The sequence below is a fragment of the Pseudomonas sp. SJZ079 genome, from assembly GCF_007993865.1.
Lineage (GTDB): Bacteria > Pseudomonadota > Gammaproteobacteria > Pseudomonadales > Pseudomonadaceae > Aquipseudomonas.
Window position 1 is genome coordinate 93,969 of the sequence record NZ_VIUH01000006.1, and the last position, 25,332, is coordinate 119,300.

At 66.1% G+C, this 25,332-nt stretch carries 25 protein-coding genes and 1 pseudogene; 11 read left to right on the forward strand and 15 right to left on the reverse strand.

The window, feature by feature from the left end; translation table 11 throughout:
- The first annotated feature begins 154 nt into the window (after positions 1-154).
- Genes sufB through FBY03_RS08150 form a run of 7 tightly spaced genes read left to right on the forward strand, consistent with a single transcriptional unit; the run spans position 155 to position 8,277 of the window.
- Entirely contained in the window at positions 155-1,603 is a 1,449-nt protein-coding gene (gene sufB, locus FBY03_RS08120) for a Fe-S cluster assembly protein SufB (protein ID WP_147171689.1), read from the forward strand.
- 15 nt (positions 1,604-1,618) lie between these two features.
- The gene (gene sufC / locus FBY03_RS08125; RefSeq protein WP_147171690.1) at positions 1,619-2,377 is read left to right on the forward strand and encodes a Fe-S cluster assembly ATPase SufC; all 759 of its coding nucleotides are present in this window, start codon (positions 1,619-1,621) and stop codon (positions 2,375-2,377) included.
- Positions 2,374-3,693, forward strand: a complete 1,320-nt coding sequence (gene sufD / locus FBY03_RS08130; protein ID WP_147171691.1) for a Fe-S cluster assembly protein SufD — start codon at positions 2,374-2,376, stop codon at positions 3,691-3,693. The genes sufC and sufD overlap by 4 nt, the downstream gene beginning before the upstream one ends.
- Positions 3,690-4,943, forward strand: coding sequence for a cysteine desulfurase (locus tag FBY03_RS08135; protein WP_147171692.1), 1,254 nt, complete (start codon positions 3,690-3,692; stop codon positions 4,941-4,943). The genes sufD and FBY03_RS08135 overlap by 4 nt, the downstream gene beginning before the upstream one ends.
- On the forward strand, positions 4,940-5,395 hold the full coding sequence (gene sufU / locus FBY03_RS08140; RefSeq protein WP_147171693.1) for a Fe-S cluster assembly sulfur transfer protein SufU: 456 nt from the start codon (positions 4,940-4,942) through the stop codon (positions 5,393-5,395). The genes FBY03_RS08135 and sufU overlap by 4 nt, the downstream gene beginning before the upstream one ends.
- A 3-nt stretch (positions 5,396-5,398) precedes the next feature.
- Positions 5,399-6,232 (forward strand): putative Fe-S cluster assembly protein SufT, encoded by an 834-nt coding sequence (sufT, locus tag FBY03_RS08145; RefSeq protein WP_147171694.1) that lies wholly within the window; start codon positions 5,399-5,401, stop codon positions 6,230-6,232.
- 38 nt (positions 6,233-6,270) lie between these two features.
- Positions 6,271-8,277: a thioredoxin domain-containing protein gene (locus FBY03_RS08150; protein WP_147171695.1), complete on the forward strand. Its 2,007-nt coding sequence runs from the start codon at positions 6,271-6,273 to the stop codon at positions 8,275-8,277.
- A gap of 7 nt (positions 8,278-8,284) precedes the next feature.
- Here the strand turns inward: FBY03_RS08150 and FBY03_RS08155 are convergent, their stop codons facing one another.
- The 9 genes from FBY03_RS08155 to FBY03_RS08195 form a co-directional block, all read right to left on the reverse strand.
- Positions 8,285-8,755 (reverse strand): YbhB/YbcL family Raf kinase inhibitor-like protein, encoded by a 471-nt coding sequence (locus tag FBY03_RS08155; RefSeq protein ID WP_147171696.1) that lies wholly within the window; start codon positions 8,753-8,755, stop codon positions 8,285-8,287.
- Positions 8,756-8,866: 111 nt separating this feature from the next.
- Positions 8,867-9,307: a nuclear transport factor 2 family protein gene (locus tag FBY03_RS08160; RefSeq protein ID WP_147171697.1), complete on the reverse strand. Its 441-nt coding sequence runs from the start codon at positions 9,305-9,307 to the stop codon at positions 8,867-8,869.
- Complete coding sequence (locus tag FBY03_RS08165) at positions 9,304-9,693, reverse strand: nuclear transport factor 2 family protein (RefSeq protein WP_147171698.1); 390 nt, start codon at positions 9,691-9,693, stop codon at positions 9,304-9,306. The genes FBY03_RS08160 and FBY03_RS08165 overlap by 4 nt, the downstream gene beginning before the upstream one ends.
- Positions 9,694-9,704: 11 nt before the next feature.
- Complete coding sequence (locus FBY03_RS08170) at positions 9,705-10,319, reverse strand: transferase hexapeptide repeat family protein (RefSeq protein WP_147171699.1); 615 nt, start codon at positions 10,317-10,319, stop codon at positions 9,705-9,707.
- Positions 10,320-10,378: 59 nt separating this feature from the next.
- Positions 10,379-11,581 carry an acetyl-CoA C-acyltransferase gene (locus FBY03_RS08175; RefSeq protein ID WP_147171700.1) on the reverse strand — a complete coding sequence of 401 codons (1,203 nt, stop codon included), beginning with the start codon at positions 11,579-11,581 and terminating at the stop codon, positions 10,379-10,381.
- A 156-nt stretch (positions 11,582-11,737) separates the two neighbouring features.
- The gene (locus FBY03_RS08180; RefSeq protein WP_147171701.1) at positions 11,738-12,196 is read right to left on the reverse strand and encodes a MaoC family dehydratase; all 459 of its coding nucleotides are present in this window, start codon (positions 12,194-12,196) and stop codon (positions 11,738-11,740) included.
- A gap of 2 nt (positions 12,197-12,198) precedes the next feature.
- On the reverse strand, positions 12,199-12,981 hold the full coding sequence (locus tag FBY03_RS08185; protein ID WP_147171702.1) for an SDR family oxidoreductase: 783 nt from the start codon (positions 12,979-12,981) through the stop codon (positions 12,199-12,201).
- 22 nt (positions 12,982-13,003) lie between these two features.
- A complete protein-coding gene (locus tag FBY03_RS08190) occupies positions 13,004-14,197 on the reverse strand; it encodes an acyl-CoA dehydrogenase family protein (protein ID WP_147171703.1) in 1,194 nt (397 codons plus the stop codon).
- Positions 14,194-15,381, reverse strand: a complete 1,188-nt coding sequence (locus tag FBY03_RS08195; RefSeq protein WP_147171704.1) for an acyl-CoA dehydrogenase family protein — start codon at positions 15,379-15,381, stop codon at positions 14,194-14,196. The genes FBY03_RS08190 and FBY03_RS08195 overlap by 4 nt, the downstream gene beginning before the upstream one ends.
- Before the next feature lie 259 nt (positions 15,382-15,640).
- On the opposite strand from FBY03_RS08195, the gene FBY03_RS08200 reads away from it, so the two are divergent.
- Both FBY03_RS08200 and FBY03_RS08205 read left to right on the forward strand, forming a co-directional pair.
- Positions 15,641-15,832, forward strand: a complete 192-nt coding sequence (locus FBY03_RS08200; RefSeq protein WP_147171705.1) for a hypothetical protein — start codon at positions 15,641-15,643, stop codon at positions 15,830-15,832.
- Between the two features lie 708 nt (positions 15,833-16,540).
- A complete protein-coding gene (locus FBY03_RS08205) occupies positions 16,541-16,741 on the forward strand; it encodes an AAA family ATPase (protein ID WP_147171706.1) in 201 nt (66 codons plus the stop codon).
- Positions 16,742-16,764: 23 nt separating this feature from the next.
- Here the strand turns inward: FBY03_RS08205 and FBY03_RS23415 are convergent.
- From FBY03_RS23415 to FBY03_RS08220, 3 genes and pseudogenes are all read right to left on the reverse strand, one after another.
- Positions 16,765-16,830 (reverse strand): annotated as a pseudogene (locus FBY03_RS23415) (integrase); the annotation flags it as partial.
- A 39-nt stretch (positions 16,831-16,869) separates the two neighbouring features.
- Positions 16,870-17,799, reverse strand: coding sequence for a malate dehydrogenase (locus FBY03_RS08215; RefSeq protein WP_147171707.1), 930 nt, complete (start codon positions 17,797-17,799; stop codon positions 16,870-16,872).
- A 349-nt stretch (positions 17,800-18,148) separates the two neighbouring features.
- The gene (locus tag FBY03_RS08220; protein ID WP_147171708.1) at positions 18,149-19,120 is read right to left on the reverse strand and encodes an AraC family transcriptional regulator; all 972 of its coding nucleotides are present in this window, start codon (positions 19,118-19,120) and stop codon (positions 18,149-18,151) included.
- A gap of 174 nt (positions 19,121-19,294) precedes the next feature.
- Here FBY03_RS08220 and FBY03_RS08225 point away from each other — a divergent pair, with 174 nt between their 5' ends.
- Together FBY03_RS08225 and FBY03_RS08230 are read left to right on the forward strand one after the other, a co-directional pair.
- Entirely contained in the window at positions 19,295-20,317 is a 1,023-nt protein-coding gene (locus tag FBY03_RS08225) for an alpha/beta hydrolase (protein ID WP_147171709.1), read from the forward strand.
- A gap of 177 nt (positions 20,318-20,494) precedes the next feature.
- Positions 20,495-21,718 (forward strand): MFS transporter, encoded by a 1,224-nt coding sequence (locus tag FBY03_RS08230; protein WP_147171710.1) that lies wholly within the window; start codon positions 20,495-20,497, stop codon positions 21,716-21,718.
- A gap of 214 nt (positions 21,719-21,932) precedes the next feature.
- Here the strand turns inward: FBY03_RS08230 and FBY03_RS08235 are convergent, their stop codons facing one another.
- The 3 genes from FBY03_RS08235 to FBY03_RS08245 form a co-directional block, all read right to left on the reverse strand.
- Complete coding sequence (locus FBY03_RS08235) at positions 21,933-22,808, reverse strand: SDR family oxidoreductase (protein ID WP_147171711.1); 876 nt, start codon at positions 22,806-22,808, stop codon at positions 21,933-21,935.
- A 238-nt stretch (positions 22,809-23,046) separates the two neighbouring features.
- The gene (locus tag FBY03_RS08240) at positions 23,047-24,195 is read right to left on the reverse strand and encodes an acetyl-CoA C-acetyltransferase (protein ID WP_147171712.1); all 1,149 of its coding nucleotides are present in this window, start codon (positions 24,193-24,195) and stop codon (positions 23,047-23,049) included.
- A gap of 75 nt (positions 24,196-24,270) precedes the next feature.
- On the reverse strand, positions 24,271-25,326 hold the full coding sequence (locus FBY03_RS08245) for an acyl-CoA dehydrogenase family protein (RefSeq protein WP_147171713.1): 1,056 nt from the start codon (positions 25,324-25,326) through the stop codon (positions 24,271-24,273).
- Positions 25,327-25,332: the final 6 nt, after the last annotated feature.

Consider the following 25,332-nt stretch of genomic DNA (forward strand, 5'->3'; position numbering starts at 1 on the left):
CTTTATAAAGAACAGGCTTGCTAAACCTGGGAATGGAGTATAGTGAGAACTGGCGAGTCGGCCGACGAGAAGGCGCTCATCCGCCCCCCCTGAGAGCTGGGTGAAACCTAGGTGAGTCCCGTCGTGCATGGCCTGCCCGCAGCAGGAGGAAGCGATGAGCACTGACAATGCCAAGATCCGCGAACTCAGCAGTCGCGCCTACAAGTACGGCTTCGTCAGCGATCTGCAGAGCGATGCCCTCCCGCGCGGGCTCAACGAGGACGTCATCCGCCTGATCTCGGCCAAGAAGCAAGAGCCGCAGTGGTTGCTCGACTGGCGCCTGAAGGCCTACCACCATTGGTTGACGATGACCGAGCCGAGCTGGCAGAACGTGCATTACGCGCCTATCGACTACCAGAACATCATCTATTACTCGGCGCCCAAGTCGAAAAACCCGGGACCCAAGAGCCTCGACGAGATCGACCCCGAGCTGCGCAAGATGTTCGGCAAGCTCGGCATCTCCCTGGCCGAGCAAAAGCGCCTGAGCGGCGTCGCGGTGGACGCGGTGGTCGACTCGGTGTCGGTGGCGACCACCTTCAAGCACAAGCTGGCCGAGGCCGGGGTGATCTTCTGCTCCTTCGCCGAGGCGGTGCAGCAGCATCCCGAGCTGGTGCGCCAATACCTGGGTTCGGTGGTGCCCTACAGCGACAACTTCTTCGCCACCCTCAACTCGGCGGTGTTCTCCGACGGCTCCTTCTGCTACGTGCCCAAGGGCGTGCGCTGCCCCATGGAGCTGTCTACCTACTTCCGCATTAACGCCGCCGATACCGGCCAGTTCGAACGCACCCTGATCATCGCAGAGGAAGGCGCCTACGTCAGCTACCTGGAGGGCTGCACCGCGCCCATGCGCGACAACAACCAGCTGCACGCCGCGGTGGTCGAGTTGGTGGCGCTGGACGACGCGCAGATCAAGTACGCCACCGTACAGAATTGGTACCCGGGCGACGCCGCGGGTCGCGGCGGCATCTACAACTTCGTCACCAAGCGCGGCAAATGCCTGGGCGCACGTTCGAAGATCTCCTGGACCCAGGTCGAGACCGGCTCGGCCATCACCTGGAAATACCCGGGGGTGATTCTCCAGGGCGACGACTCGGTCGGCGAATTCTACTCGGTGGCCCTGACCGCCAACTACCAGCAGGCCGACACCGGCACCAAGATGATCCACATCGGCCGCAACACGCGCAGCACCATCCTCTCCAAGGGCATTTCCGCCGGCCATGGGCAGAACACCTACCGCGGCCTGGTGAAGATCCAGAAGGGTGCCAGTGGCGCGCGTAACCACAGCCAGTGCGACTCCCTGCTGCTGGGCAGCCAGTGCGGCGCGCACACCTTCCCCTATGTCGAGGTGAAGCACCCCGACGCGCGGGTCGAGCACGAGGCCTCCACCTCGAAGATCGGCGAGGATCAGCTGTTCTACTGCCGCCAGCGCGGTATCCGCGAGGAAGACGCGGTATCGATGATAGTCAACGGTTTCTGCCGCGAGGTGTTCAAGGAGCTGCCGATGGAGTTCGCGGTGGAAGCGCAGAAACTCTTGGGGGTGAGCCTGGAGGGCTGCGTCGGCTGAAGCCGGAGGTGAAGCATGCTGGAGATCGACAAGCTGCACGCCAGCGTCGAAGGCCACGAGATACTGCGCGGTATCAGCCTGCGGGTCGAAGCCGGCGAGGTGCACGCGATCATGGGGCCGAACGGCTCGGGCAAGAGCACCCTGGCCCGGGTGCTGGCCGGTGACGAGAGCTACGCGGTCAGCGGCGAGGTGCGCTACCAGGGCGAGGATCTGCTGGCCATGGCGGCGGAAGATCGGGCGGTCGCCGGGGTCTTCCTGGCGTTCCAGTACCCGGTGGAGATCCCCGGCGTCGGCAACCTCTACTTCCTGCGCACCGCCCTCAACGCCCTGCGCCGCCAGCGCGGACTGGAAGAACTCGACGCCATGGACTTCCTGGCCTTGGCCAAGGAACGCATGGCGCTGGTGGAAATGGACCCAAGCTTCCTCAACCGCGCGGTCAACGAGGGCTTCTCCGGCGGCGAGAAGAAACGCAACGAGATCTTCCAGATGGCGATGCTGGAGCCGCAGCTGGCGATTCTCGACGAAACCGATTCTGGCCTGGACATAGACGCGCTGCGCAGCGTCGCCGCCGGGGTCAACGCGCTGCGCCGCGCCGACCGCGCGCTGCTGATCATCACCCACTACCAGCGCCTGCTCGACTACATTGTTCCCGATCGGGTCCACGTCATGGCCAACGGCCGCATCGTCCAGTCCGGCGACAAGGCGCTGGCCGTCGAACTGGAAAAGCACGGCTACGCGCACTTCGAACAGCCGGCGCCCGGAGCGACCTCATGAACGGCGCGGCGAGCACGGCCTTCCTCGCCCGCCTCGAGCCCAGGGACATTGCTGGTCAGCCCCTGCGGCTCGAGCAGCAGCGCCGCGCGGCCTGGCACTGGCTGGCCGAGCAGGGCTTTCCCACGGCCAAGGACGAGGCCTGGAAGTACACCCGCATCGCGCCCATTCTGGAGACCCCCTTCCAGCCGGCCGGGCCGGGCAGTCGTCGGCACCTGACCGCCGCACGGCTGGCGGCGCTGGCCGGCGACTACGGCGGCCCGCGGCTGGTGTTCGTCAATGGCTACTTCGCCGCCGAGCTGTCGTCGCTCGAGCAGCTGCCTGCGGGCATCCGGGTCGACCCACTGGCGGCACTGGCGCTGGATGAGCGGCAGCGGCTCGAGCCGCTATTCGCCACGGCGCTCGATGCGCCGGCGCAGGCCTTCGCGGCGCTCAATAGCGCCCTCGCCGAGGACGGCGCCCTGGTGCAGATCGCCGCCCACGCCAGGGTCGAGCGGCCGCTGCAGCTGCTGTTCCTCAGCGACCCGGGTGCCACGCCCAAGGCGGCGCACCCGCGCCTCCGGGTGCTGGCCGGTGCCGACAGTCGCGCGAGCCTAGTCGAGAGCCATCTCGGCGTGGGCGCCGAGCGCTACCTGAGCAACGCCGTCACCCAGATCAGGCTTGAGGCCGGCGCGGAACTCGAGCATTACAAGCTGCAGAACGAGCGCCGCACGGCCTTCCATGTCGCCCTGCTCGACGTGCGCCAGGCCGAGGACAGCCGCTTCGTCGCGCACTCGCTGGCCCTCGGCGGCTTGCTGGCGCGGCAGGAGGTGCGGGTCAGGCTTGAGGGCCCGGGCGCCACCGTCAGCCTCAACGGCCTGTACCTGCCCCGGGGCCTGCAGCACCTGAACAACCAGACCTGCATCGAGCACCGCGCGCCACGTTGCACCAGCCGCGAACTGTACAAGGGGCTGATCGAGGGGCGCGGCCACGGCGTGTTCGACGGCCGCATCATAGTGCGTCCGGGGGCGCTCAAGAGCGATGCCCGGCAGACCAACAAGGTGCTGTTGCTGTCGGCGACGGCGCAGAGCAACTCGCAGCCGCGCCTGGAGATTTTCGCCGACGACGTGCAATGCGCCCACGGCGCCGCCGTCGGCCAGCTGGACGAGCAGGCGATCTTCTACCTGCGCTCGCGGGGGCTGCCCCACGCGCAGGCGCGGGCCCTGCTCTGCTACGCCTTCGTCGACGAACTGCTGGCCGCCATCCCCCTGGAGCCGCTGCGCGCCCGCCTGCAGCGGCTGGTGCGGGCGCGCTTGCGCAGCCGGGAGCTGACGCCATGAGCGCTCTGCACAGCGAGCACCTGACGCCTGCGGCTTACGAGGTCGCGCGGGTGCGCCAGGCCTTCCCCATCCTCGCCCAGCGGATCTACGGCAAGCCGCTGGTCTACCTCGACAGCGCCGCCACCAGCCAGAAGCCGCAGGCGGTGATCGAGGCGATGTCGCGCTTCTTCCTCGAGGAGAACGCCAACGTGCACCGCGGCGTGCACTACCTCGCCGAACGCGCCACCCAGGCCTACGAGCAGGCACGGGCCAAGGTCCGACACTTCCTCAACGCCGAACAGGCCGAGGAGATCGTCTTCGTCCGCGGCACCACCGAGGCGGTCAATCTGGTGGCGCAGACCTATGGCAAGAGCCAGCTCCAGGCCGGCGACGAGGTGCTGATCAGCGCCATGGAGCACCACTCCAACCTGGTGCCCTGGCAGATGCTCTGCGAGCAGACCGGCGCCCGGCTGCGGGTGGCGCCGATCGACGACGTCGGCACCCTGCGGCTGGATGAACTGGAACGGCTGATCGGACCCAGGACCAAACTGGTAGCCGTCAGCCATGTGTCGAACGTGCTCGGCACCCTCAACCCGATCCGCCGCATCGTCGAGCTGGCCCACGCCCGGGGCGCGGCGGTGCTGGTCGACGGCGCCCAGGCGGTCCCGCACCTGCGGGTCGATGTACGCGCCCTGGGCTGCGACTTCTACGCCCTGTCGGGGCACAAGATGTACGGCCCCACCGGCATCGGCGTGCTCTACGGCCGCCGCGAGCTGCTCGAGGCGATGCCGCCCTACCAGGGCGGCGGCGACATGATCCTCTCGGTCAGCTTCGCCAAGACCCTCTACGCCAAGCCGCCGCAGCGCTTCGAGGCGGGTACGCCGAACATGGCCGGGGCCATCGGCCTCGGTGCGGCCATCGACTTCCTCGGCGAGCTGGGGCTGGAGGCCATCGCCGCCCACGAACAGGATGTGCTGGCCTACGCGCAGCAGGCGCTGGCGGCGGTGCCCGGCTTGCGCCTGATCGGCACCGCACAGGGCAAGGTCGGCGTGCTGTCCTTCGTCCTCGAGGGCATCCATCCCCACGATATCGGCACCATCCTCGACCGCGAAGGGATCGCCATCCGCACCGGCCACCACTGCGCCCAGCCGCTGATGCAGCGCTTCGGCGTCGCCGCCACGGCCCGCGCCTCCCTCGGCTGCTACAGCAGCGTGCAGGACATAGACGCGTTGCTGGCCGGCCTGGCCAGGGTGCGGGAGCTGTTCAAATGAATGGCGAGCTGCGCGACCTCTACCAGGAGGTGATCATCGACCACGGCAGGCGGCCGCGCAATTTCCGCCGGCTGGCGGAGCCCAGCTGCACGGCGGAGGGTTTCAACCCACTGTGCGGCGATGAGCTCAGGGTCGAGCTGAAACTCGCCGATGGGCTGATCGAGGACATCGCCTTCCAGGGCGCCGGCTGCGCCATCGCCATGGCCTCGGCCTCCTTGATGACCCAGGCGGTCAAGGGGCACAGCCCGGAGCAGGCGCTGGCGCTGTTCGCCCGGGTGCATGAGCTGCTCACCGAGGGGCCGAGCACCCTGGAAGCGCCCGAGCAGCTCGGCAAACTGGCGGTGCTGGCCGGGGTCTGGGAGTTCCCGGTGCGGGTCAAGTGCGCCACCCTGGCCTGGCACACCCTGCGCAGCGCCCTGCAAGGCGGCGCTGCGCCGGTCACGACGGAGTAGAGCATGACAGAGGCTAACCCCAGTCCCGATATCCGCCTCAGCGACGCGGCGCGGCGCATCCTGCGCGAGGCCCTGGCCGAGGGTGGCGGCAGTTGGTTGCGCCTGCGGATCGACGAGCATTTCGCCCACGAGCTGCTGTTCGAGCCCGGCGCCGAGGGCGACACTGTGGTGGACGCGAACGGCATCTGCCTGCTGCTCGATCCGGCCAGCGCGCAGCGCGCCCATGGCCTGTCCATCGACTACCGGGAAGACCTGCAGGGCACCGGCCTGTACTTCGCCAATCCCAACCGGCCAGCCCAGACCCTTCCGCAGGCACTCAGGCGCGACTGCCCGGCTACCCTGATTCCGCACGGCGAGCCGCTGCTGCTGACGCAGGGCGAGCGGGTGCTGGTGACCCAGGCGCTGGGGGGCAGCTTCACGGTGCAGATCGCCGGCGGGCGGCTGGCGCGGATCGCCGCCAGCGAGGCCGATGCCCTGGGGCGGGAGGCTGCGCCGACCAGCGCGCCGCCCCCGGCGAGCGGCGCCTTCGACATCCAGCAGGTGCTGGAGACGCTCAAGACCGTCTACGACCCGGAGATTCCGGTCAATGTGGTCGACCTCGGGCTGATCTACCAGTGCCAGGCCCAGCCGCTGGAAGGCGGCGGCCAGCGGGTGTCGATCAAGATGTCGATGACCGCCCCCGGTTGCGGCATGGGCGACGTCTTGCAGGAGGAAGCGCGGGCCAAGGTCGAGGCCTTGCCCGGGGTCGCCGAGGTCGAGGTCGAACTGGTCTGGGACCCACCCTGGGATCAGAGCCGCATGTCCGAGGCGGCCCGTCTGCAGCTGGGCCTGTTATGAAGATTCTGCCGTGACTCAGCCACTGCGAGGCGCCCGCCATGAGCAATAGACTCGCCCAGGAAAGCTCGCCCTACCTGCGCCAGCACGCCGACAACCCGGTGGACTGGTACCCCTGGGGCGAGCAGGCCTTGCGCCGCGCCCGCGCCGAGGACAAGCCGATCCGCCTGTCGCTAGGCTATGCCGCCTGCCACTGGTGCCACGTCATGGCCCACGAGTCGTTCGAGAACCCGCAGCTGGCGCGCCTGCTCAACCAGCACTTCGTCAACATCAAGGTCGACCGCCAGGAGCGCCCCGACCTCGACAACCTCTACCAGCAGGCCGTGCAGATGATGGGCCTCGGCGGCGGCTGGCCCCTGACCGCATTCCTCACCCCGGCCGGCGAGCCCTTCTTCGCCGGCACCTACTTCCCGCCCGAGGATGCCTTCGGTCGCCCCGGTTTTGCCCGGGTGCTGCTGGCCCTCAGCGCGGCCTGGCGCAACGACCGGGCCCAGTTGCTGCACAACGCCGCGCAGCTGCTGCGGGGCTACCACCTACTGGAGACGCAGCTGCTGGCCGGCGCGGCGCCGACTGAGGCCGACCCGCCGGCCGCGGCCGCCCGGCAGTTCGCCGCGCACACCGACCCGCTGTACGGCGGCCTGGGCCAGGCGCCCAAGTTTCCCCACCCGGCCATCTACGACCTGATCCTGCGTGTCCACCAGCGCCTCGGCGAGCCGGCACTGCTCGCCGCGCTGCAGCTGACCCTCGCGCGCATGGCCGGCGGCGGCCTCTACGACCAGCTGGGCGGCGGCTTCGCCCGCTACTGCGTGGACCAGCGCTGGGCCGTGCCGCACTTCGAGAAAATGCTCTACGACAACGGCCAGCTGGTGAAACTCTATGCCGACGCCTACCGCGCCACCGGCCAGCCCGAATGGCGGCGGGTGTTCGAGGACTGTATCGGTTACCTGCTGCGCGACCTGAGCCACCCCGAGGGCGGCTTCTACGCCAGCGAGGACGCCGACAGCGAGGGCGAGGAAGGCCGCTTCTATGCCTGGACCCCGGCGCAGCTGCAGGCCGTGCTCGGCGCGGAGGACGCCGCGCTGGCCTGCCGCGCCTACGGGGTGACCGCGACGGGCAACTTCGAGGGCGGCAGCAGTGTGCTGCAACGCAACGCCGAGCTGGACGCAGCGGAGGAGGCGCAGCTGCCAGCGCTGCGCGCCAGGCTGCTGGCGGCGCGGGCGCAACGGGTGCGCCCGGGGCGCGACGAGAACATCCTCTGCGGCTGGAACGCGCTGATGATCCAGGGCCTGTGCGCCGCCTACCAGGCCACCGGCACCTCGGCCTACCTGCAGGCCGCGCGGCGCGCCGCCGCCTTTATCCAGGCCCACCTCACGCGCCCCGACGGCGGCCTGTACCGCGCGTGGCGCGAGGGCCGGGCGAAGGGCACGGGCTTTCTCGAGGACTACGCCTTCCTCGCCAACGCCCTGCTCGATCTCTACGAGTGCGCCTTCGAGCGACGCCATCTGACCCGGGCCACGCGCCTGGTCGAACTGATACTCGAGCAGTTCTGGGACCAGGGTCTGTACTTCACCCCCCACGATGGCGAAGCCCTGGTGCACCGGCCGCGCGCGCCCTACGATCAGGCCTGGCCGTCGGGCACCTCGAGCAGCACCTTCGCCCTGCTGCGTCTGTTCGAGCTGAGCGGCCGCACGCTCTACCGCGAACGCGCCGAGCAGCTGCTGAGCATGTACGCCGCCGCGGCCGCCGAGACGCCCAGCGGTTTCGCCCATCTGTTGGCCGCCGAGGACTTCGCCCGACGCGGCCCGCTGGTCCTGATCATCGCCGGCCCGCGCGCCGCCGCCCGCGCCCTGGTCCAGCCCCTGCTGCGTCGCTACCTGCCGGCACGGGTGCTGGCCTGCGCTGCGGACGTGCCGATCGGCGCGGAGCGGCCGGCGCTGGTCGGGCAAGCCACCGCCTATCTGTGCCGAGAGCACAGCTGCAGCGCCCCCCTGACCGAGGCGGCGGCGTTGCTCGAGCGTTGCCTGGAGCTGTCCGGCGAGGGCCAGTAGTCGCCCCTCACCGACCCTTGCGGTAGGTACCGATCAGCTCGGCCTGAGCCAGCACGTGGCCCTGCATGGCGCTCTCCAGCCGGGCCTTGGTCGGTTGCCCCAGGTCTGGCAGCACGCAGTCCAGGGCGTACAGCTTGTGGAAGTACCTATGCTTGCCGATGGGTGGACAGGGCCCGCCGTAGCCGGTTCTGCCCCAGTCGTTGAGTCCCTGCAAGGTGCCGGGCGGCAGGCTGTGCAGGTCTTCCACCAGCGCCTGGGTGCTGGCCGGCAGGTTATACAGCAGCCAGTGGACCCAGGTGGTCTGAGGCGCGGCGGGGTCCGGCGCGTCCGGGTCGTCGACTATCAGCGCCAGGCTCTGGGTGCCGGGCGGCGCACCGCTCCAGGCCAACGGCGGGGAAATATCCTCGCCTTCGCAGCTGTAGCGCAGCGGAATCGCCGCCTGGGCAGCAAAAGCGGCAGAGCTGAGGCTGAATGACATGGCCGTTACCCCCTTGTCGAATTGGGTCGAGCGGGCGGCGGACGGCGCCCCCACCAGCAAGCACTATAGCCAAGCCGCGGGGCTATGCAGCGGGACTGCCGGCGGGGGCACTTAGCCGGCGCTGCCGCTGGTCTGCGAGTGGGCACGGAAGCGCGTTTCGACGATCTTCCAGCCGGCCTCGGTCAACCGATAGCGGTCCTGGTAGAAGCCGCCGAGCTGGCGGGTGGCGCCACTGTTGGCGTCGATATTGAAATACCAGAGTGCCCAGCGCGCCTCGGCCTCGCTCGCCGAAAGCAGTTCGATCTCCGGGTTGGCGCCGTGGTGCAGGTCAATCACCGAGTCCCGGCAGGCCAGCTCGCGGTACAGGGCGACGAAGGGCTCGCGCGCCTTGAACACACCCAGAGGGCCATAGTCGATAAGGATCTCGCCCTCGGCGAAACAGTCGCGGATGCACTCGACATCCTTGAGGTCGCAGGCATTCAGGTAACGGTGCTTGAGCTGGCGAATGGCTTCCAGCGCTTCCAGCCGGGCGATGCGTTGCTCCAGGCTCATGCCTCACCCCGCAGCTGCAGGTTGGCTGCACTCCAGTAGGCTTTCATCGAGCGAATCTTGCCGGCGTCATCGAACTCCATCACGTCGATCACCTCGATCGAACAAAGCTGCCCGCTCCAGTTCAGGTCCACGCGAAAGGCCATGGCGCCGCAGCCATTGAGGGTGGCGCGCACCGGCCCGCTGAGCGTCGCACGGGCCTCGCTCAGGCCCAGTCCCTCGCGGTAAAAGGCGTCGATGGCCGCGAGGCCGACAATCGGCGGATTGCCGACTGGGTCCTCGACCACCGCATCCGCCGCGTACAGCGCGACTATGCCGTCGATATCGCAGCTATCCACCAGTTCGACATAACGCGCCATGCATTGCTGTATCTGTTCCGGTTTGATCATCGACCTATCCTTTAACCTAGGGCTTCGAATGTTGGCTGGGGTTTGCTGGTTTGTTCCGCCCAGCGTATGCGTGGGCGATCCGGTTCCTCGGCGGACAACGGCGTGACCGCCTCGAGCGTCTGCAGGCAACGGCTCGCCAGCTCTTGGTAGATTGCGCTGCCGCGGCTTTTCCAGGCGAGTTCGTCTGCGCTCAGCGCGCGCAGCAGCCGCGCCGGCTGGCCGGCGAACAAGCTGTTGGCGGGAATCACCTGCCCCGCCTTGACGAATGCCAGGGCGGCGACGAAGGCGTTTTCGCCGACCTCGACACCATCCATCAACACCGCGTGCATGCCGACCAAGGCATTGGCGCCCACCCGGCAGCCGTGCAGGATGGCGCCGTGACCGATATGACCGCAGGGCCCGACCCACATCTCGGCGCCCGGAAAGGAATGCAGTACGCAGTTATCCTGGACATTCGCCCCCGCCTCGATGCGGATGCGCCCGAAGTCGCCGCGCAGGCAGGCGCCCGGGCCGATATAGCAGTGCGCAGCGATGATCACGTCACCGATCAGCACCGCATCCGGGTGCACGAAGGCGCGCGGGTCGACCACCGGGATAACCCCCTCAAAACCATAGACCTTGGCCATCCTCACCTCCCCTCGGTGCTTCAGGCGGCGCATTCCACACGCCACCCGCTTCGGCCGATTCAGACCACCTCGAACAACGCCGCGGCGCCCATGCCGCCTCCGATGCACATGCTCACCACCACATAGCGCAGGCCGCGGCGCTTACCCTCGAGCAGGGCGTGGCCGACCATGCGCGCGCCGGACATGCCGAACGGATGACCAATGGCGATGGCGCCGCCGTTGACGTTCAAGCGCTCGTCGGGGATGCCCAAGGTGTCGCGGCAATACAGCACCTGGCAGGCGAAGGCCTCGTTGAGTTCCCACAGGCCGATATGGTCCACCTTCAGGCCGTGGCGCTTGAGCAGCTTGGGGATCGCATAGACCGGGCCAATGCCCATCTCGTCGGCATTGCAGCCGGCCACTGCCAGGCCGCGGTAGATGCCCAGCGGCTCCAGGCCCTTCTGCTCGGCCAGCTTGGCGCTCATCAGCACCGAGGCGCTGGCACCGTCGGACAGCTGCGAGGCGTTGCCGGCGGTGATGAAGCGACCCGGCCCGCTCCACTGCCCGCCCTGCCACACCGGCTCCAGCGCGGCCAGGCTGTCGCGGCTGGTGCTGGGGCGATTGCACTCGTCGTGCGTGAGGATCAGCGACTCATGGCGGGTCTCGCCGCTGGCCTTGTCGAAGACCGCCTGACGGCTGCGCAGCGGCGCCAGTTCGGCGTCGAACAAACCGGCGCTTTGCGCCAGGGCGGTACGCAGCTGGCTCTGGTAGCTGTATTCGTCCTGCGCCTCGCGGCTGATGCCATAGCGCGCGGCGACTATTTCGGCGGTCTCGATCATCGGGATATAAGCGCTGGGGTCGCGTTCCAGCACCGCATTGGATTGGTTGCGGTAGAGGTTCTTGTGCTTGTTCTGCACCAGCGAGATGGACTCCAGACCGCCGGCCACGGCGATGTCGAGCTCGTCGCAGATGATGCCCTTGGCCGCCATGGCGATGCTCATCAGGCCCGAGGCGCACTGGCGCTCGATCGCCATGCCGGCCACGCTCGCTGGCAGGCCGCCGGCAATCGCGCACAAGCGGCCGAGGTTATAGGACTGAGTCCCCTGCTGCGCCGCGGCGCCGATGAGCACATCGTCCACCTCGCCCGGCTCGATGCCGGCGCGGCGTACCGCCTCGCGCACCACATGACCGCCCAGCACGGGCGCCTCGGTGTCGTTGAAGGCGCCGCGAAAGGCTTTGCCGATGGGTGTGCGCGCGGTGGAGACGATGACGGCTTCTTTCATTGCGGTAGTCCTCGAAGGTAATTCAATAGCTCAGCTAAAAGCGTCGCGAGCGAAGGTCAGGCAAGGCGGAAGCACGGCTGAAAAGCGGAGTTTGCTGATTGCAAATGAGCATTTTCAGCCGTGATTCCAACGCCGCATGGGCGAGCGCAGCAGCTTTTAGGCGGGGTAATAGCGGCTGATGCTGTCCACTACGCAGGCCGGGCGCTCCTCGCCCTCGATTTCGACGGTGACGCGGATGGTCGCCTGTACCGCGCCCTTGACCTCCTCCACCGCGATCAATTGCGCGCTGCCGCGTACCCGGGCGCCGGCCTTGACCACATTGGGGAAGCGCACCCGCTCGCAGCCGTAATTCACGCCCATAGCGACGCCGCGCACCTCGAGGATCTGCGGCAGGAACAGGTTGACCAGACTCAGGCTCAGGTAGCCATGGGCGATGCAGGCGCCGAACGGGCCCTTTGCCGCGCGCGCCGGATCGACGTGAATCCACTGGTGATCGCCGGTGGCCTCGGCGAACTGGTCGATGCGTTGCTGCTCCAGCGTCAGCCAGTCGCTGTGACCCAGTTGTTCGCCGACCCGGCCGGCCAGAGCAAAGGGGGTCTCGAATATCTGCGGCATGCCTAGGCCCTCTGGCTGGAGACCGACAAGACTTCGCCGGTCATGTAGGAGCTGTAGTCGCTGGCCAGGAACATCATCACGTTGGCCACCTCCCAGACTTCCGCGGCGCGGCCGAAGGCCTCGTTGGCCGCCAGCTGCTCCAGCACCGCTTGCGGCGCGGATTTACGCAAAAAATCGTGCAGGGCGATGCTCGGGCTCACCGCGTTGATGCGGATGCCATGCTCGGCGGCCTCCACTGCGGCGCAGCGGGTCAGCGCCATGACCCCGGCCTTGGCCGCGGCGTAGTGGCTCTGCTCCTTCTGCGCGCGCCAGCCGAGCACCGAGGCGTTGTTGACTATGACCCCGGCCCGGCGCGCCATCATCTTCGGCAGCATGGCGCGGGTCATGCGCATGGTGCCGGTGAGGGTCACATCGAGCACCCGGCTCCACTCCTCGTCGCTCATCTCCACCAGCAGCCGTGAGCCGCCGAAGCCGGCGTTGTTGATCAGCACATCGACGCCGCCCAGCTCGCGTTCGGCCGCCTCGATCAGCGCCTGCACCTGGGCCTCATCGGCGACGTTGCAGACCTGGCTGAATACCTGCTGCAGCCCGCTCTGCTCACGGATCTTCGCCACCGCCTCGGCCAAGCGGCCCTCGTGGATATCGCTGATGAACAGCGCTCGGCAACCTTCCTCGGCGGCGCGCAGGGCGGCGGAGAAACCGATGCCGGCGCCGGCGGCGGCGGTGATCAGCACCGACTTGCCGCGCAGCAGGCCGTGACCCGGCACGTAGTTGGGAATGGACATGGGCAAACTCCTGGAAACGGGTTCAGCCGCGCACGCGCGGTTCGCGGGGCATGCCCAGCGCGCGTTCGGCGATGATGTTGCGTTGAATTTCGTTGCTGCCGCCGTAGATGGTGTCCGAGCGGCTGAACAGGAACATCGACTGCAGGCGGCCCAGTTGGTAGGGTCCGCCCTCCAGCAACTCGGCGTCGGCGCCGAGCACGTCCATGGCCAGCTTGCCCAGCTCCAGGTGCCAGGTGGACCAGCCCAGTTTGTAGATCATCGCCTCGCGCTGCAGCCGGCCGTCCTGCTGGCCCGAGAGCATGCGCAGGGAGTTGGCGCGCAGAATGCGCAGGCCGCTCCAGGCCTTGGCGATGCGCTGGCGCAGCACAGGATCACGGGCGGCGCCATTGGCCCGGGCTATGCCGATGATCTCCTCCAGCTCGTTGTGGAACAGCATCTGCTGGCCCAGGGTCGACACCCCGCGTTCGAAGCCGAGCAGGGCCATGGCGATCTTCCAGCCCTCCCCCGGCGCGCCGAGGATATTGGCCGCGTCGGTCTCGGCGTCATCGAAGAACACCTCGTTGAACTCCGAGGTGCCGGTCAGCTGCTCGATCGGCCGCACCGTGACCCCCGCCTGGGCCATGGGCACCAGCAGGAACGACAGGCCCTGGTGGCCGACGCTGCCCGCTTCGGTACGGGCGATCACGAAGCACCAGTCGGATTCGTGGGCCAGCGAGGTCCAGACCTTCTGCCCGTTGATCCGCCAGCTGCCGCTGGCGCGGTCCAGCGCGGCGCGGGTCTTGACGTTGGCCAGATCGGAGCCTGCGCCCGGCTCGGAATAGCCCTGGCACCAGAACTCCGTGCCGGCGACTATGCCCGGCAGCAGGCGGCGCTTCTGCTCCTCACTGCCGAAGGCGGCGATGGTCGGCCCGGCCAGGCCCTCGCCGATATGGCCCATGCGCCCGGGACCGCCGGCGCGGGCGTACTCCTCGTGAAAGATCACCTGCTGGTTGATCGACAGGCCACGGCCGCCATGCTCCGGCGCCCAGCCAACGCAGGTCCAACGACCGCCTGCCAGCTTGCGCTCCCAGGCCTTACGCTGCTCGGCGAAGCTGTGCTCGTCGCCCGGGCCGCCGCGAAAGCGCAACGCCTCGAACTCGCCGCCCAGGTTGGCCGCCAGCCAGGCGGCGACCTCGGCGCGGAATGCCTCGTCCGCGGCGGTGAATCCTAGCTTCATGGCTGCTCTCCGGCTGGTGGGGCGTCCAGCAGCGCGGCGGCGATGCGCTCGCGCTGCCAGGACGGCGCGCCGAGGAAGGCCTCGCCGGCCCGGGCGCGCTTGAAATAGAGGTGCGGGTCGTACTCCCAGGTGAAGCCGACGCCGCCGTGCAACTGGATGGACTCGCCCGCGCAGTGGAAGAAGGCCTCGCCGCACTCGGCCTTGGCCAGCGCCGCGGCCAGCGGCAGCTCGGCCGCCACCGCCGCGTCGCCCGCCGGGTCGAAGAGCTCCTGGGCCACGCAGGCGGCGTAGTAAGCCGCCGAGCGCGCGCACTCGACCTGCAGCATCATGTCCGCGGCGCGGTGCTTGAGCGCCTGGAAGCTGGCGATGGCGCGGCCGAATTGCTGGCGTTCCTGCATATAGGCCACGCTCAGGTCGAGCACCTGCTGGGCGCCGCCGGTCTGCTCGGCGGCCAAGCCGATACAGGCCAGTTGCAGGGTGCGTTCGAGTTGCGGCCAGGCGCCACCGAGCTCGCCCAGCAGGCAGTCGGCGTCGAGATACAGGTTATGCAGGTCGATGCGTGCCTGGCGGCGGGTCTGGTCCATGGTCGCCAGCGCCTGGCGCTGGATACCGGCGCTGTCGCTGGCGACCGCGAACAGACTGATGCCCGCCGCGCCAGTCGAACCGGGGGTTCGCGCGGCGATGATCAGCAGGTCGGCGCTGTGCCCGTCGAGCACATAGTTCAACGTGCCGTTGAGCACGAAGCCCTGGCCTTCGGCGACCGCCGTGGCCTGCACGGTCTCGGCGCCCCAGCAATTGGCGCCGGCGAAGGCCAGGGTGGCGGTGACGCTGCCCGCGGCGATGCGCGGCAGCCAGGTGTTTTTTTGCTGCTCGCTGCCGGCCAGCAGCAACGCCGGGGTGGCCAGGCAGGCGGTGGCGAAGAACGGCGAACAGAGCAGCCGGCGGCCCATCTGCTCCAACAGGATCGCCAGCTCGACGTAGCCCAGACCGAGGCCGCCGTACGCCTCGGGGATATGAATGGCCGGCCAGTACAGCTCGCCACACAGGCGCTGCCACAGCTCGGCGTCATAACCGCGCGCACTGACCATCGCCGCCCGCACCGCGGCGGAGTCGGAGACCTGCGCGAGAAAACCCTCGGCAGACTCGCGGATCATTTCCTGCTCGTCGCTGAATGCAAATTCCATAGGCGCGCCTTCTGCTCGTCTGGCGGGGCGTATACGCCCCTTTGCCGACGAGTCTGGCGGCTTCGCCAAGCGGCGGAATCGTTACCGCTGCCTAGTCCGAATGGCCGATGCCCGGGCCGGTCAGGCGATTGCCGCGCCGCCGCCCGCCGACACCCCGCCGCCTAGGTCGCCTAAGCCGCGAAGCGCCGTGCTGATGGCCACGGCGATGGACCTATAGTCGCCATCGACACACAGTGAACGGATAAGGAACGCTAACGGGATGGCCTCGCAGGACCAGCCGGGGCCGGTCACCGATGAGGCAGTATTGGCCTCTGTGCAGCGCAAACTGAGGTCCGCGCGGGTCAAGCCGGCGGTGCCGGTGGTGCTGACGCAGAAGACCTACCCCGATGTCTCCCGCAAGCGGATCGTGCACCGTTTCAAGCGGTTGGACTCGTCGCTGTTCAAGCGGTGAAGGCCGGTAAGGCCTTGAGGTAATTCGCTGGGAGGGATAACGCTACATAAGCCTATCTGCGATGTGGTAGGCAGGAAGCGGCCGATTCTGTTGAAAAAGTCGCTTTGCCCTAGCGGCCCCAAGAGTGACCGATGAAAAACCCTTTTCTGTGCGTCCCTACGTGAAATCTGAGCCCACAAACCTCTGCCGAATTTTAAGATTTCAATCTCAGGCGCCAACTTTTACGTCGTGGTAACCAAGGCCGGCTTTTTCAACAGAATCGGCCACAAGCGGTCGCTCGCTCCCGGACGTTATCGCCCTGTAGCTGGCGGCGACAGCCCAACTGAGGGGAAGAAACGCTAGGGTCTGTTGCCGTTTCATTCGCGGCCGCGCCGTAGCCTGTTTTTGCGCGAGGCAAGGCACGAGGAGCGCGGTTTGGTTGTTCCAAATGAGCGACGAGAAACGCCGCATCGCGCAAAAACAGGCCCGGCCCTTCGGGTTGCGCGGGACATGGCCCCCGCTGTTGTTGCAGGACTTGGCAAGGGAATGACCATTACCTGCGTCCTGCGCCTAATCGGGGGCCATTTCTCGCGGCAACGCGGCTCGCAATGAAACGGCAACAGACCCTAGCCAATGGTCATCTTGTCGAGTGCTGACGGACCCACCAATATGGCCATGCGCCACCACATTTGGCACAGCCCTCGTTTCCTCCTCTTCAAGGATGACTAAATGAAGCTCCACAAATTGCGTATTAACGGATTCAAACGTATTCATGCCGCCGAAGCCCAATTCGGAGAGGCAACATTTCTAATTGGTGCGAATAATGCTGGAAAAAGCCCTGTTCTATGGGCGATAGGATGGCTTCTTGCAGACAAAGAAAGAATTGATCCCGAATTTTACTACCCAGAGGCTCCCCCGGTGTCAGGATAGTTGCCGCCTGATCGGATTCATCACATGGCCGGATCAAGGCCAATAGCTGTTACCCAGGCTTTGACGATTCGAGCGTATTGCCTAGTGGCTCCACTCCCTCTTGCGCCCCCCCTCATATACCCCCCCGCTCACAAAGCATTCATTTCAGCAATATCACGCACCACCTGATCTGCAGAGCGGTCGAACATCGCCTGCTCCTGCGCATCCAGAGACAACTCGATCACCCGCGCAACCCCCTCCTCTGCCAGCACACACGGGACACCCATGGCAATATCTGTCCGCCCGTACTCGCCCTCGAGAATCGCGACCGCCGGCAAAATGCGGTTTCGCCCATTGGCGATAGCGTCCACCATCTGTGCAATTGCCACGCCCGGCGCATCGCAGGCGCTCCCCAGCTTCTTCAAACCGAGAATCTCGCCGCCACCCTGACGTGTGCGCTCCACAATCCGCTCTATCTGCTGACTGGACAGGAAGTGAGACAGCGGCACCGAACCGACCGCACAGTATCGCATCAGCGGCACCATGCTATCGCCATGCCCCCCCAGCACCAGCGCCGTGATATCCCGAACAGAAAACCCTGTCTCCTCAGCAATGAAACACTTCATGCGCGCTGTATCCAGCACCCCCGCCTGCCCGAACACCCTGCCGCGTCCCAGCCCACTGAGACACCAAGCCCGATAGGTCAGCACGTCAACCGGGTTCGACACCACCAACACCGTCGCCGCCGGAGCATGACGATTAATATCCAGCATGATGCTATCGAGAATTGGCAGATTGATACTCAATACATCCTGGCGCGACTGACCTGGCTTGCGGGGCACCCCCGCCGTAATCACCACTAGGTCAGAATCCTGCAGCATTTCGGCATTGGACCCACCGTAAACCCGGGTATCAGAACCTGACTCAACTGCCGCCTGCCAGACGTCCAGCGCCTTGCCCTGTGCCAACTCACCCTGCACATCAATCAACATCAACTCACGACAGAACTCTTCCCGGGCGATGATCTGAGCCGCCGCCTCACCCACCATACCGGCACCCACAATTGATAGCTTGTTCACCTCACACCTCCTCGCGGCGCGCGCCACCAGCACCACGCCCACCTATATAGAGAAGTATTACCCGCTAATGCAAAAAGGCCACCCGAAGGTGGCCTGTAGTTATTCTCTGCCTGTGCTTGAGCGACTTCGTTTGACTCCCGATGCCTTTGATACTGGCGGTTTCTGTCTTCGCCCTCTGCTCATTTTCGTCTTCGTTCAGGACGGCGCCCTGGGCTTCGATAGCCTCCGCGAAGCCTTAGCCCATGGTCTTCTTCTGGCCGGTTTCTGCCTGTCTCGACCGGCCGCTCTGGATCGGCAGCGGCCTGTCAGGACCGGCAACTACCGGCCAAAAGGACAGTCGGCAGGCTGTCTAATTATGAAGTGCTACCGGCGGTAAGGTGTCGCTCTTATAGGCATTAATGTCATTGGTTCGTCCGCGCAACACTGCCATGTCTCGCTTGGGTGGCACGCCAAACAAACGGCTGTATTCTCGGCTGAACTGGGAGGGGCTTTCGTAGCCGACCTTGAAGGCCGCGCTCGATACATCCAGGTGCTCGTTCAACATCAAGCGTCTTGCCTCGTTCAACCGCAGCCACTTCTGGTACTGCAGCGGGCTCATCGCGGTGAGTTGGCGGAAGTGGTGATGAAAGGTCGGTGCGCTCATCTGCACCCGTGCGGCGAGCTCCTCGACGCGCAGCGGCGAGGCGTAGTGCAGCTTCAGCCAGTCAATGGCCTTGGCAATTCGATAACCCTGACCATCGACAGCAGTGATCTGGCGCAGTCTGGCCGCCTGGTCACTCAGCAGCAGCCGGTAGTGAATTTCTCGCTGGATCAATGGCGCGAGCACAGGGATGGCTTCGGGTTCATCCAGCAGCGCCAACAGACGCCCGAACGAGGCTAACAAAGTCGGGGTCGCCGAACCGATTCCCACGCTCGTCCCAACGGCTTTATCACGACTTGGCGGTAGGCCGCCCTGGGCAATCAACTCAGCCAGCATGCGCAGGTCGAGCTTCAAGGTCAGCCCCAGACAGGGCTGCTCCGGGCTCGCCACCATCACCTCCGAGTTGGCGGGCAGATCCAGCGAGGTGATCAGAAATCGCGAGGTGTCATATAGATACCCCTCACCGCCTACCCACAGGCGCTTCTCGCCCCGGGCGACGAGGATGATGCTCGGCTCGACCATGCAGACGACCGGGGCCGATGGATGTTCACGGCGAAAGAAGCCGAGGCCGGCGATAGGCGTTGCGTAATCACCCGGTTGGGTGATCCGGGCGCCAATGATCTGCGCAAGCGCCTCTTGGGGCGATGTGCTCTGAGCCAGGGTGTCGTTGTTGATGGTCATGTCTGCCTATACCTCGTGAACGAACTCTAACTCGCCAGCCCGCGCCCTTCCCACCGAGAAAATGAAAGCTCATCGGATTAGGCAAGTAATCCAGCGAAATGCGCTACAGGACATACAAGCAGCGCCGGAGAATGTGTCCCTATCGGGCAACAACTCAACGGCAAGGAATATCACATGAAAAACATGCTGCTGGCCTTAGGGCTGCTCATCAGCTCTTTCTCATCAATGGGAGCCGACAGGTCTAATGGGGCGGACAACTTCTACCAGAGTGACAAGGTGACCGTGCAAAAGGTCTCCTTTAACAATCAATACGGGATGAAGGTGGCAGCCAACCTGTTCACCCCGAAGGGCCTCGACGCCAAAGCCAAGCATGCCGCCATCATCGTCGGCCACCCGATGGGCGCGGTGAAGGAGCAGAGCGCAAACCTCTACGCGACCAAAATGGCTGAGCAAGGCTTCGTCACGCTGTCGCTGGATCTGTCCTTCTGGGGGGAAAGTGCGGGCACCCCGCGTAACGCCGTATCCCCTGACATCTACGCCGAAGACTTCAGCGCCGCCGTGGATTTTCTCGGTACCCAGCCGTTGGTCGATCGTCAGCGCATCGGCGCCATTGGCATCTGCGGCAGCGGCAGTTTCGTCATCAGCGCCGCCAAGATCGATCCACGCTTGAAGGCTATTGCAACCGTCAGCATGTATGACATGGGGGCGGCCAACCGCAACGGTTTGCAGCATGCCGTGACCCTGGAGCAACGCCGGCAGATCATCCGCGAGGCGGCCGAGCAGCGCTATGCAGAATTCCAGGGTGGTGCAACCCAGCTCACCGGCGGCACACCGCTGAAGCTGACCGGTAACCCAATAGGTGATGAGTTCTACGACTTCTATCGCACCCCGCGAGGCGAAGTCACACCTGCCGGCGCTACACCACAAACAACCACCATGCCGACGCTGACCAGCAACGTGAAGTTCATGAACTTCTACCCCTTCAATGACATCGAGACCATCTCGCCACGCCCGCTGCTGTTCATCACCGGCGCTGAAGCACATTCGCGCGAATTCAGTGAGGACGCCTTCCAGCGCGCAGCCGAGCCCAAGGAACTGGTGATCATTCCGGGAGCCGGCCATGTGGATCTGTACGACCGGGTCAACCTGATCCCGTTCGCCAAACTCACCGCGTTCTTCCAGAGCAATCTGCAGTAATTGATCGGTGCCTGAGATAGGCAGCGTTGCTCTCGCGGTACCGATCCTGGTGCCGCGTTTCAGCATCTGTACCCCGCCTTGAGTCAGCTTTTCAGCAAGGCTTCGGCTAATGACAGAGACCCCGCGCCTGCCAATTGCAACGGCGGTGCGCATCTAAAAACCCAGGCCCTTCTATCCATGACCGATCAAGTTGTCTCCCCGCAAAGTCGCCAGCCATCCTGGGGCGCGGTTCTCGCCATGTCGCTCGCCGCATTTGCGCTGGTGGCTTCGGAGTTCATGCCCGTCAGCCTGCTGACGCCCATTGCAACCGACCTGCACATCAGCGAGGGGCAGGCCGGCCAGAGTATTTCCGTCTCGGGGCTGTTCGCTTTGTTGACCTGTCTGGTCATCGCCGCGGTGGCGGCACGGGTCGAGCGAAAACTGCTGCTCCTGTGCCTGACGGTGCTGATGATCGTTTCCGCAACGGTGGTGGCCTTCGCGCCGAACTACAGCCTGTTCATGGTTGGCCGCGCGCTGATTGGCGTCGCCATTGGCGGCTTCTGGTCACTGTCGGCGGCTACCGCCATGCGCCTGGTGGCGGATGACCAAGTGCCGCGCGCGTTGGCAGTGGTCAATGGCGGTAATGCCCTGGCCACAGTGATTGCGGCGCCCCTGGGCAGCTTCCTCGGTGCGCTGATCGGCTGGCGGGGTTCGGCTTTTTGTATTGTGCCGGTCGCCGCGATTGCCGCCGTATGGCTGCTGTTCAGCTTCCCCAAGATGAAGACCGAGCGTCGCGCCGCAAGCGGCAATCTATTCAGCTTGATGAAGAGCCTGCCGGTGGCGCTGGGCATGGTGGCGGTTGGTGTGTTTTTCATGGGTCAGTTCATGCTGTTCACCTATTTGCGACCGTTTTTGGAAACAGTCAGCCAGGTCAGCGCCTCCATGCTGTCACTCATGCTGTTCGTGCTGGGGGCGGCTGGCCTGGCGGGCACTTTCCTGATTGAAGGCTTCCTGAACAAAGGCCTGTATCGGACCTTGATCACCATCCCGATGCTGATGGCCGTCATTGCCCTTGCGCTCGTTGCGTTGGGTGGCTCGGCGATGACTGCAGCCGTCTTGCTGGGTTTCTGGGGCTTGGTTGCAACGGCAGCGCCGGTCGGCTGGTGGTTATGGCTGGCGAGAACCCTGCCAAATGATACGGAAGCGGGCGGCGCGCTGATGGTAGCGGTGGTTCAGCTGGCGATTGCTTCAGGCGCTACCTTTGGCGGGTTGGCCTTCGACCTGAGTGGGTATCGAGCGACCTTCGAATTGAGCGCGGCTGTGCTGGTGATTGCGGCCGCATTCGCCTACCTGGCTGGCCGAGCATCATCAAGGAAACCTGTGGCTACTGCCGCTGCCCCAGCCTGCGGGGTACTGGATTAACTAAGCCCGCCTAGCTACTACCAGTTGGTCGAAAGCTGCGCTATGCCAAATGACGCCAACGGGTCGATTTAGGCCAGTCGCCAGAGCTATGAAGTCGCGCGCCGCAACCGACAGCACTGCGCAAAAAACCGGGAACGCCAGCCAAGTAGCCTTGAGTGAAGCCCCATAGAAAAACCGGGCCTGCTGGCCCGGTTTGCTTACTCGCTACGCCGGCTTAGCTGCCATAGACCTTCTGCGCCGGCACCGCCTGGGCGATCAGCTGCTGCACCGCCTCGCCGACCTCGGTAGCCAGCCAGCGTCCGCCCTTGTCCAGTTCCGGGCCCTTGCGCCAGCCGTCGGCGATCGACAGCTTACCGCCCTCGACCTCGAACAGCCGCCCGCTGACCGTCTGCGACGCCTCCGAGCCGAGCCAGACCAGCAGCGGCGCGACGTTTTCCGGGGCAAAGTAATCGAAGCCCTGCTCCGGCTTCTGCATCACCGCGGCGAACACCTGCTCGGTCATGCCGGTGCGCGCGGCCGGGGCCAGGGCGTTGGCGGTGATGCCATAGCGCGCCAGTTCGGCGGCCTGGACCAGGGTCAACGCAGCGATGCCGCCCTTGGCCGCGGCGTAGTTGGACTGGCCGATGGAGCCTTGCAGGCCGGCGCCTGAGCTGGTGTTGATGATGCGCGCCTTGACCGTCTGCCCGCCCTTGGCCTGCTCGCGCCAGTATTTGACCGCGTGGCTGGCCAGGCAGAAGTGGCCCTTGAGGTGCACCGCCATCACCGCGTCCCAGTCGGCCTCGGTGAGACTGGCGAACATGCGGTCGCGGCAGATGCCGGCGTTGTTCACCAGCACGTGCAGGTCGCCGAAATCGTCGATGGCCTGGCGCACGATTTCACCGGCAGCCGCGTAATCGGTGATATTGCCGCTGTTGGCGCGGGCCTCGCCGCCCGCGCCGCGAATCTCGGCCACCACCGCCTCGGCGGCGGCAGCATTGATGTCGTTGACCAGCACCTTGGCGCCTGCGGCGGCGAAGGCCAGCGCATAGGCCTTGCCCAGGCCGCCACCGGCGCCGGTGATGATGACTACGCGGTCTTTGCAAATAGGCATTTTGTTCTCCAAGAATTCCAGGACTACATCGGTCTACGGGGTGGGCCTTGCCCCACTATGTACAAACCGCTGCAAGGCTCTGTTAAGGATGTTCGCCAGGTGTTTTCAAAGCGTCGCGAGCGAAGAGGAGGCAAGGTGGGACGACGACTGAAAAGCGGAGTTTACGAGGCGTAAATGAGCATTTTCAGTCGTCGTCCCAACGCAGCATCGTCGAGCGCAGCAGCTTTGAATCACCTGTTCACAATCGTTCGATGATGGTGACATTGGCTTGGCCGCCCCCCTCGCACATGGTCTGCAGGCCGTAGCGGCCGCCGCTGCGTTCCAGTTCATGCAGCAGGCTGCACATCAGCCGGGTGCCGGTGGCGCCGAGCGGATGGCCGAGGGCGATGGCGCCGCCGTTGACGTTGGTTTGCGCGTGGGGGTAGCCGGTTTCCTTGAGCCAGGCCATGGCCACCGAGGCGAAGGCCTCGTTGATCTCCACCCGGTCGATGTCGTCCAGGCGCATGCCGGCGCGTTTGAGTGCGTACTCGGTGGCCGGGATCGGTGCGGTGAGCATCCAGATCGGGTCTTCGGCGCGCACGCTGATGTGCTGGATGCGCGCGCGCGGGGTCAGGTCGTAGCGTTTGAGCGCCGCCGCGGAGACGATCAGCATCGCGCTGGCGGCGTCGCAGGTCTGGCTGGACACCGCGGCGGTGACCCGGTCGCAGCCGAACAAGAAGTCCAGTTCGGCCATCTTCGCCAGCGTGGTCTGGCGCGGTGTCTCGTCCTGCTCGACCCCGGCCAGCGGCACGATTTCGCGGGCGAAGCGGCCTTCGCCGATGGCGCGCAGGGCGCGCTCATGGGATTCCAGGGCATAGGCTTCGAGCGCTTCGCGCGACAGCCCCCACTTCTCGGCGATCATCTGCGCCGCCTTGAACTGGGTCGGTGGTTGCTTGCCGTAACGCCGCACCCAGCCCTCGGAGCCGGAGAAGGGATCGCTGAAACCCAGCGGCTCGGCGGCGGTCATGGCCGAGGAGATGGGAATCTGGGTCATGGTCTGCACACCGCCGGCGATCACCACGTCCTGGGTGCCACTCATCACCGCCTGGGCGGCGAAATGCACGGCCTGCTGCGAGGAGCCGCACTGGCGGTCGATGGTGGTGCCGGGCACCGCCTGCGACAGGCCCGCAGCCAGCCAACTGGTGCGGGCGATATCGCCGGCCAGCGGGCCGATGGTGTCGACGCAGCCGAAGATCACGTCGTCGTACTCGTGGTCGGGAATGCCGTTGCGCTCGACCAGCGCGCGCAGCACATGGGCGCCCAGGTCGGCGGCGTGGATCTGGCTCAAGCCGCCCTTGCGCCGCCCGGTGGGGCTGCGCAGGGCATCGACTATATAGGCCTCGGGCATGGGGTACCTCGGTTGCAAATGGACTCAAAAAAGCCTGTCCCGCTGCGCTTGGCGGAGTGGGTCAGGTTGTCGGGGCTAAAAGGTCTGCCCGGCACCCGGGCTCAGCGCGCCGGCAAACAGCGCCTCACGCACCCGCGCCTTGTGCCAGCCGCGGTCGCCCCAGACCTTGTCCAGGGCCCAGGCGCGCTTCATGAACAGCTGCAGGTCGACCTCCCAGGTGTAGCCCATGGCGCCATGCACCTGGATAGCATGCTTGGCCGCCAGCAAGGCGGCCTCGGCGCAGGCCAGCTTGGCGTGGGAGACCTGTACCGCCGCCCCCGGTTGATCCTCGCTGACCGCGTAGGCGGCGCGGTACAGCGGGCCCTTGGCGAATTCGATGTGCACCGCGACATTGGCCATCAGGTGCTTGACCGCCTGGAAGGAGCCGACCGGTTTGCCGAACTGCTTGCGCTCGAAGCTGTAGTCCACCGCCAGATCGACCATGCGCTTGGCCAGGCCGAGCAACTGCGCCGCCGTGGCCAGGGCGCCACGATTGCCGGTGGCGGCCCACAGCGCCCGGCCCTGCTCGCCGGCGGCCACGCAGGTGGCGGCGCTCGGCGTCCAGTCGAGGCGAAACAACTGGCGGCTGGGGTCGACCGACTGGTTACGGCTCAACTGCACCGCCGCACGCGGCACTGCATGTACTTCATCGCCATGGGGCAACAGCAGCAGGTCGGCAACGTGCGCGTCGCTCACCAAGGGGTTACCCGGTTGGCCCACCGCCAGGCGTGCGCGACCCTCGGCCACGCGGGTCAGCCACTGTTCCTTGAAGGCTTGCTGCGCATCGTCCAGCGCGGCGAGCAGCGGCACGCCGACCAGCATGCATTCCACCAGCGGTTCCGCCAGGCCGGCATAGCCGCATTCCTGGGCCAGCAGGACGAAGTCCAGCTCGCGCAGGCCCAGGCCGCCGTAGGCTTCCGGCACGCTGAGGGCGGTCAGGCCCAGTTCGGCGAGCTGCGCCCAGAGCTCGTCGCTGCGCCCGCTTGCGGTCTGCCAGAGTTCGCGAATGCGCTCGGGGGTGACCTCGTTGGTCAGGAAGCTCCTGACGTTGGCCTGGAACAGCAGTTGATCATTAGTAAAACTGAAGTTCATGGGCGA

Coding starts and splice junctions, on each gene's coding strand:
- sufB (WP_147171689.1), top strand. CDS start 155: ATGAGCACTGACAATGCCAAGATCCGCGAACTCAGCAGTCGCGCCTAC.
- sufC (WP_147171690.1), top strand. CDS start 1,619: ATGCTGGAGATCGACAAGCTGCACGCCAGCGTCGAAGGCCACGAGATA.
- sufD (WP_147171691.1), top strand. CDS start 2,374: ATGAACGGCGCGGCGAGCACGGCCTTCCTCGCCCGCCTCGAGCCCAGG.
- FBY03_RS08135 (WP_147171692.1), top strand. CDS start 3,690: ATGAGCGCTCTGCACAGCGAGCACCTGACGCCTGCGGCTTACGAGGTC.
- sufU (WP_147171693.1), top strand. CDS start 4,940: ATGAATGGCGAGCTGCGCGACCTCTACCAGGAGGTGATCATCGACCAC.
- sufT (WP_147171694.1), top strand. CDS start 5,399: ATGACAGAGGCTAACCCCAGTCCCGATATCCGCCTCAGCGACGCGGCG.
- FBY03_RS08150 (WP_147171695.1), top strand. CDS start 6,271: ATGAGCAATAGACTCGCCCAGGAAAGCTCGCCCTACCTGCGCCAGCAC.
- FBY03_RS08155 (WP_147171696.1), bottom strand. CDS start 8,755: ATGTCATTCAGCCTCAGCTCTGCCGCTTTTGCTGCCCAGGCGGCGATT.
- FBY03_RS08160 (WP_147171697.1), bottom strand. CDS start 9,307: ATGAGCCTGGAGCAACGCATCGCCCGGCTGGAAGCGCTGGAAGCCATT.
- FBY03_RS08165 (WP_147171698.1), bottom strand. CDS start 9,693: ATGATCAAACCGGAACAGATACAGCAATGCATGGCGCGTTATGTCGAA.
- FBY03_RS08170 (WP_147171699.1), bottom strand. CDS start 10,319: ATGGCCAAGGTCTATGGTTTTGAGGGGGTTATCCCGGTGGTCGACCCG.
- FBY03_RS08175 (WP_147171700.1), bottom strand. CDS start 11,581: ATGAAAGAAGCCGTCATCGTCTCCACCGCGCGCACACCCATCGGCAAA.
- FBY03_RS08180 (WP_147171701.1), bottom strand. CDS start 12,196: ATGCCGCAGATATTCGAGACCCCCTTTGCTCTGGCCGGCCGGGTCGGC.
- FBY03_RS08185 (WP_147171702.1), bottom strand. CDS start 12,981: ATGTCCATTCCCAACTACGTGCCGGGTCACGGCCTGCTGCGCGGCAAG.
- FBY03_RS08190 (WP_147171703.1), bottom strand. CDS start 14,197: ATGAAGCTAGGATTCACCGCCGCGGACGAGGCATTCCGCGCCGAGGTC.
- FBY03_RS08195 (WP_147171704.1), bottom strand. CDS start 15,381: ATGGAATTTGCATTCAGCGACGAGCAGGAAATGATCCGCGAGTCTGCC.
- FBY03_RS08200 (WP_147171705.1), top strand. CDS start 15,641: ATGGCCTCGCAGGACCAGCCGGGGCCGGTCACCGATGAGGCAGTATTG.
- FBY03_RS08205 (WP_147171706.1), top strand. CDS start 16,541: ATGAAGCTCCACAAATTGCGTATTAACGGATTCAAACGTATTCATGCC.
- FBY03_RS08220 (WP_147171708.1), bottom strand. CDS start 19,120: ATGACCATCAACAACGACACCCTGGCTCAGAGCACATCGCCCCAAGAG.
- FBY03_RS08225 (WP_147171709.1), top strand. CDS start 19,295: ATGAAAAACATGCTGCTGGCCTTAGGGCTGCTCATCAGCTCTTTCTCA.
- FBY03_RS08230 (WP_147171710.1), top strand. CDS start 20,495: ATGACCGATCAAGTTGTCTCCCCGCAAAGTCGCCAGCCATCCTGGGGC.
- FBY03_RS08235 (WP_147171711.1), bottom strand. CDS start 22,808: ATGCCTATTTGCAAAGACCGCGTAGTCATCATCACCGGCGCCGGTGGC.
- FBY03_RS08240 (WP_147171712.1), bottom strand. CDS start 24,195: ATGCCCGAGGCCTATATAGTCGATGCCCTGCGCAGCCCCACCGGGCGG.
- FBY03_RS08245 (WP_147171713.1), bottom strand. CDS start 25,326: ATGAACTTCAGTTTTACTAATGATCAACTGCTGTTCCAGGCCAACGTC.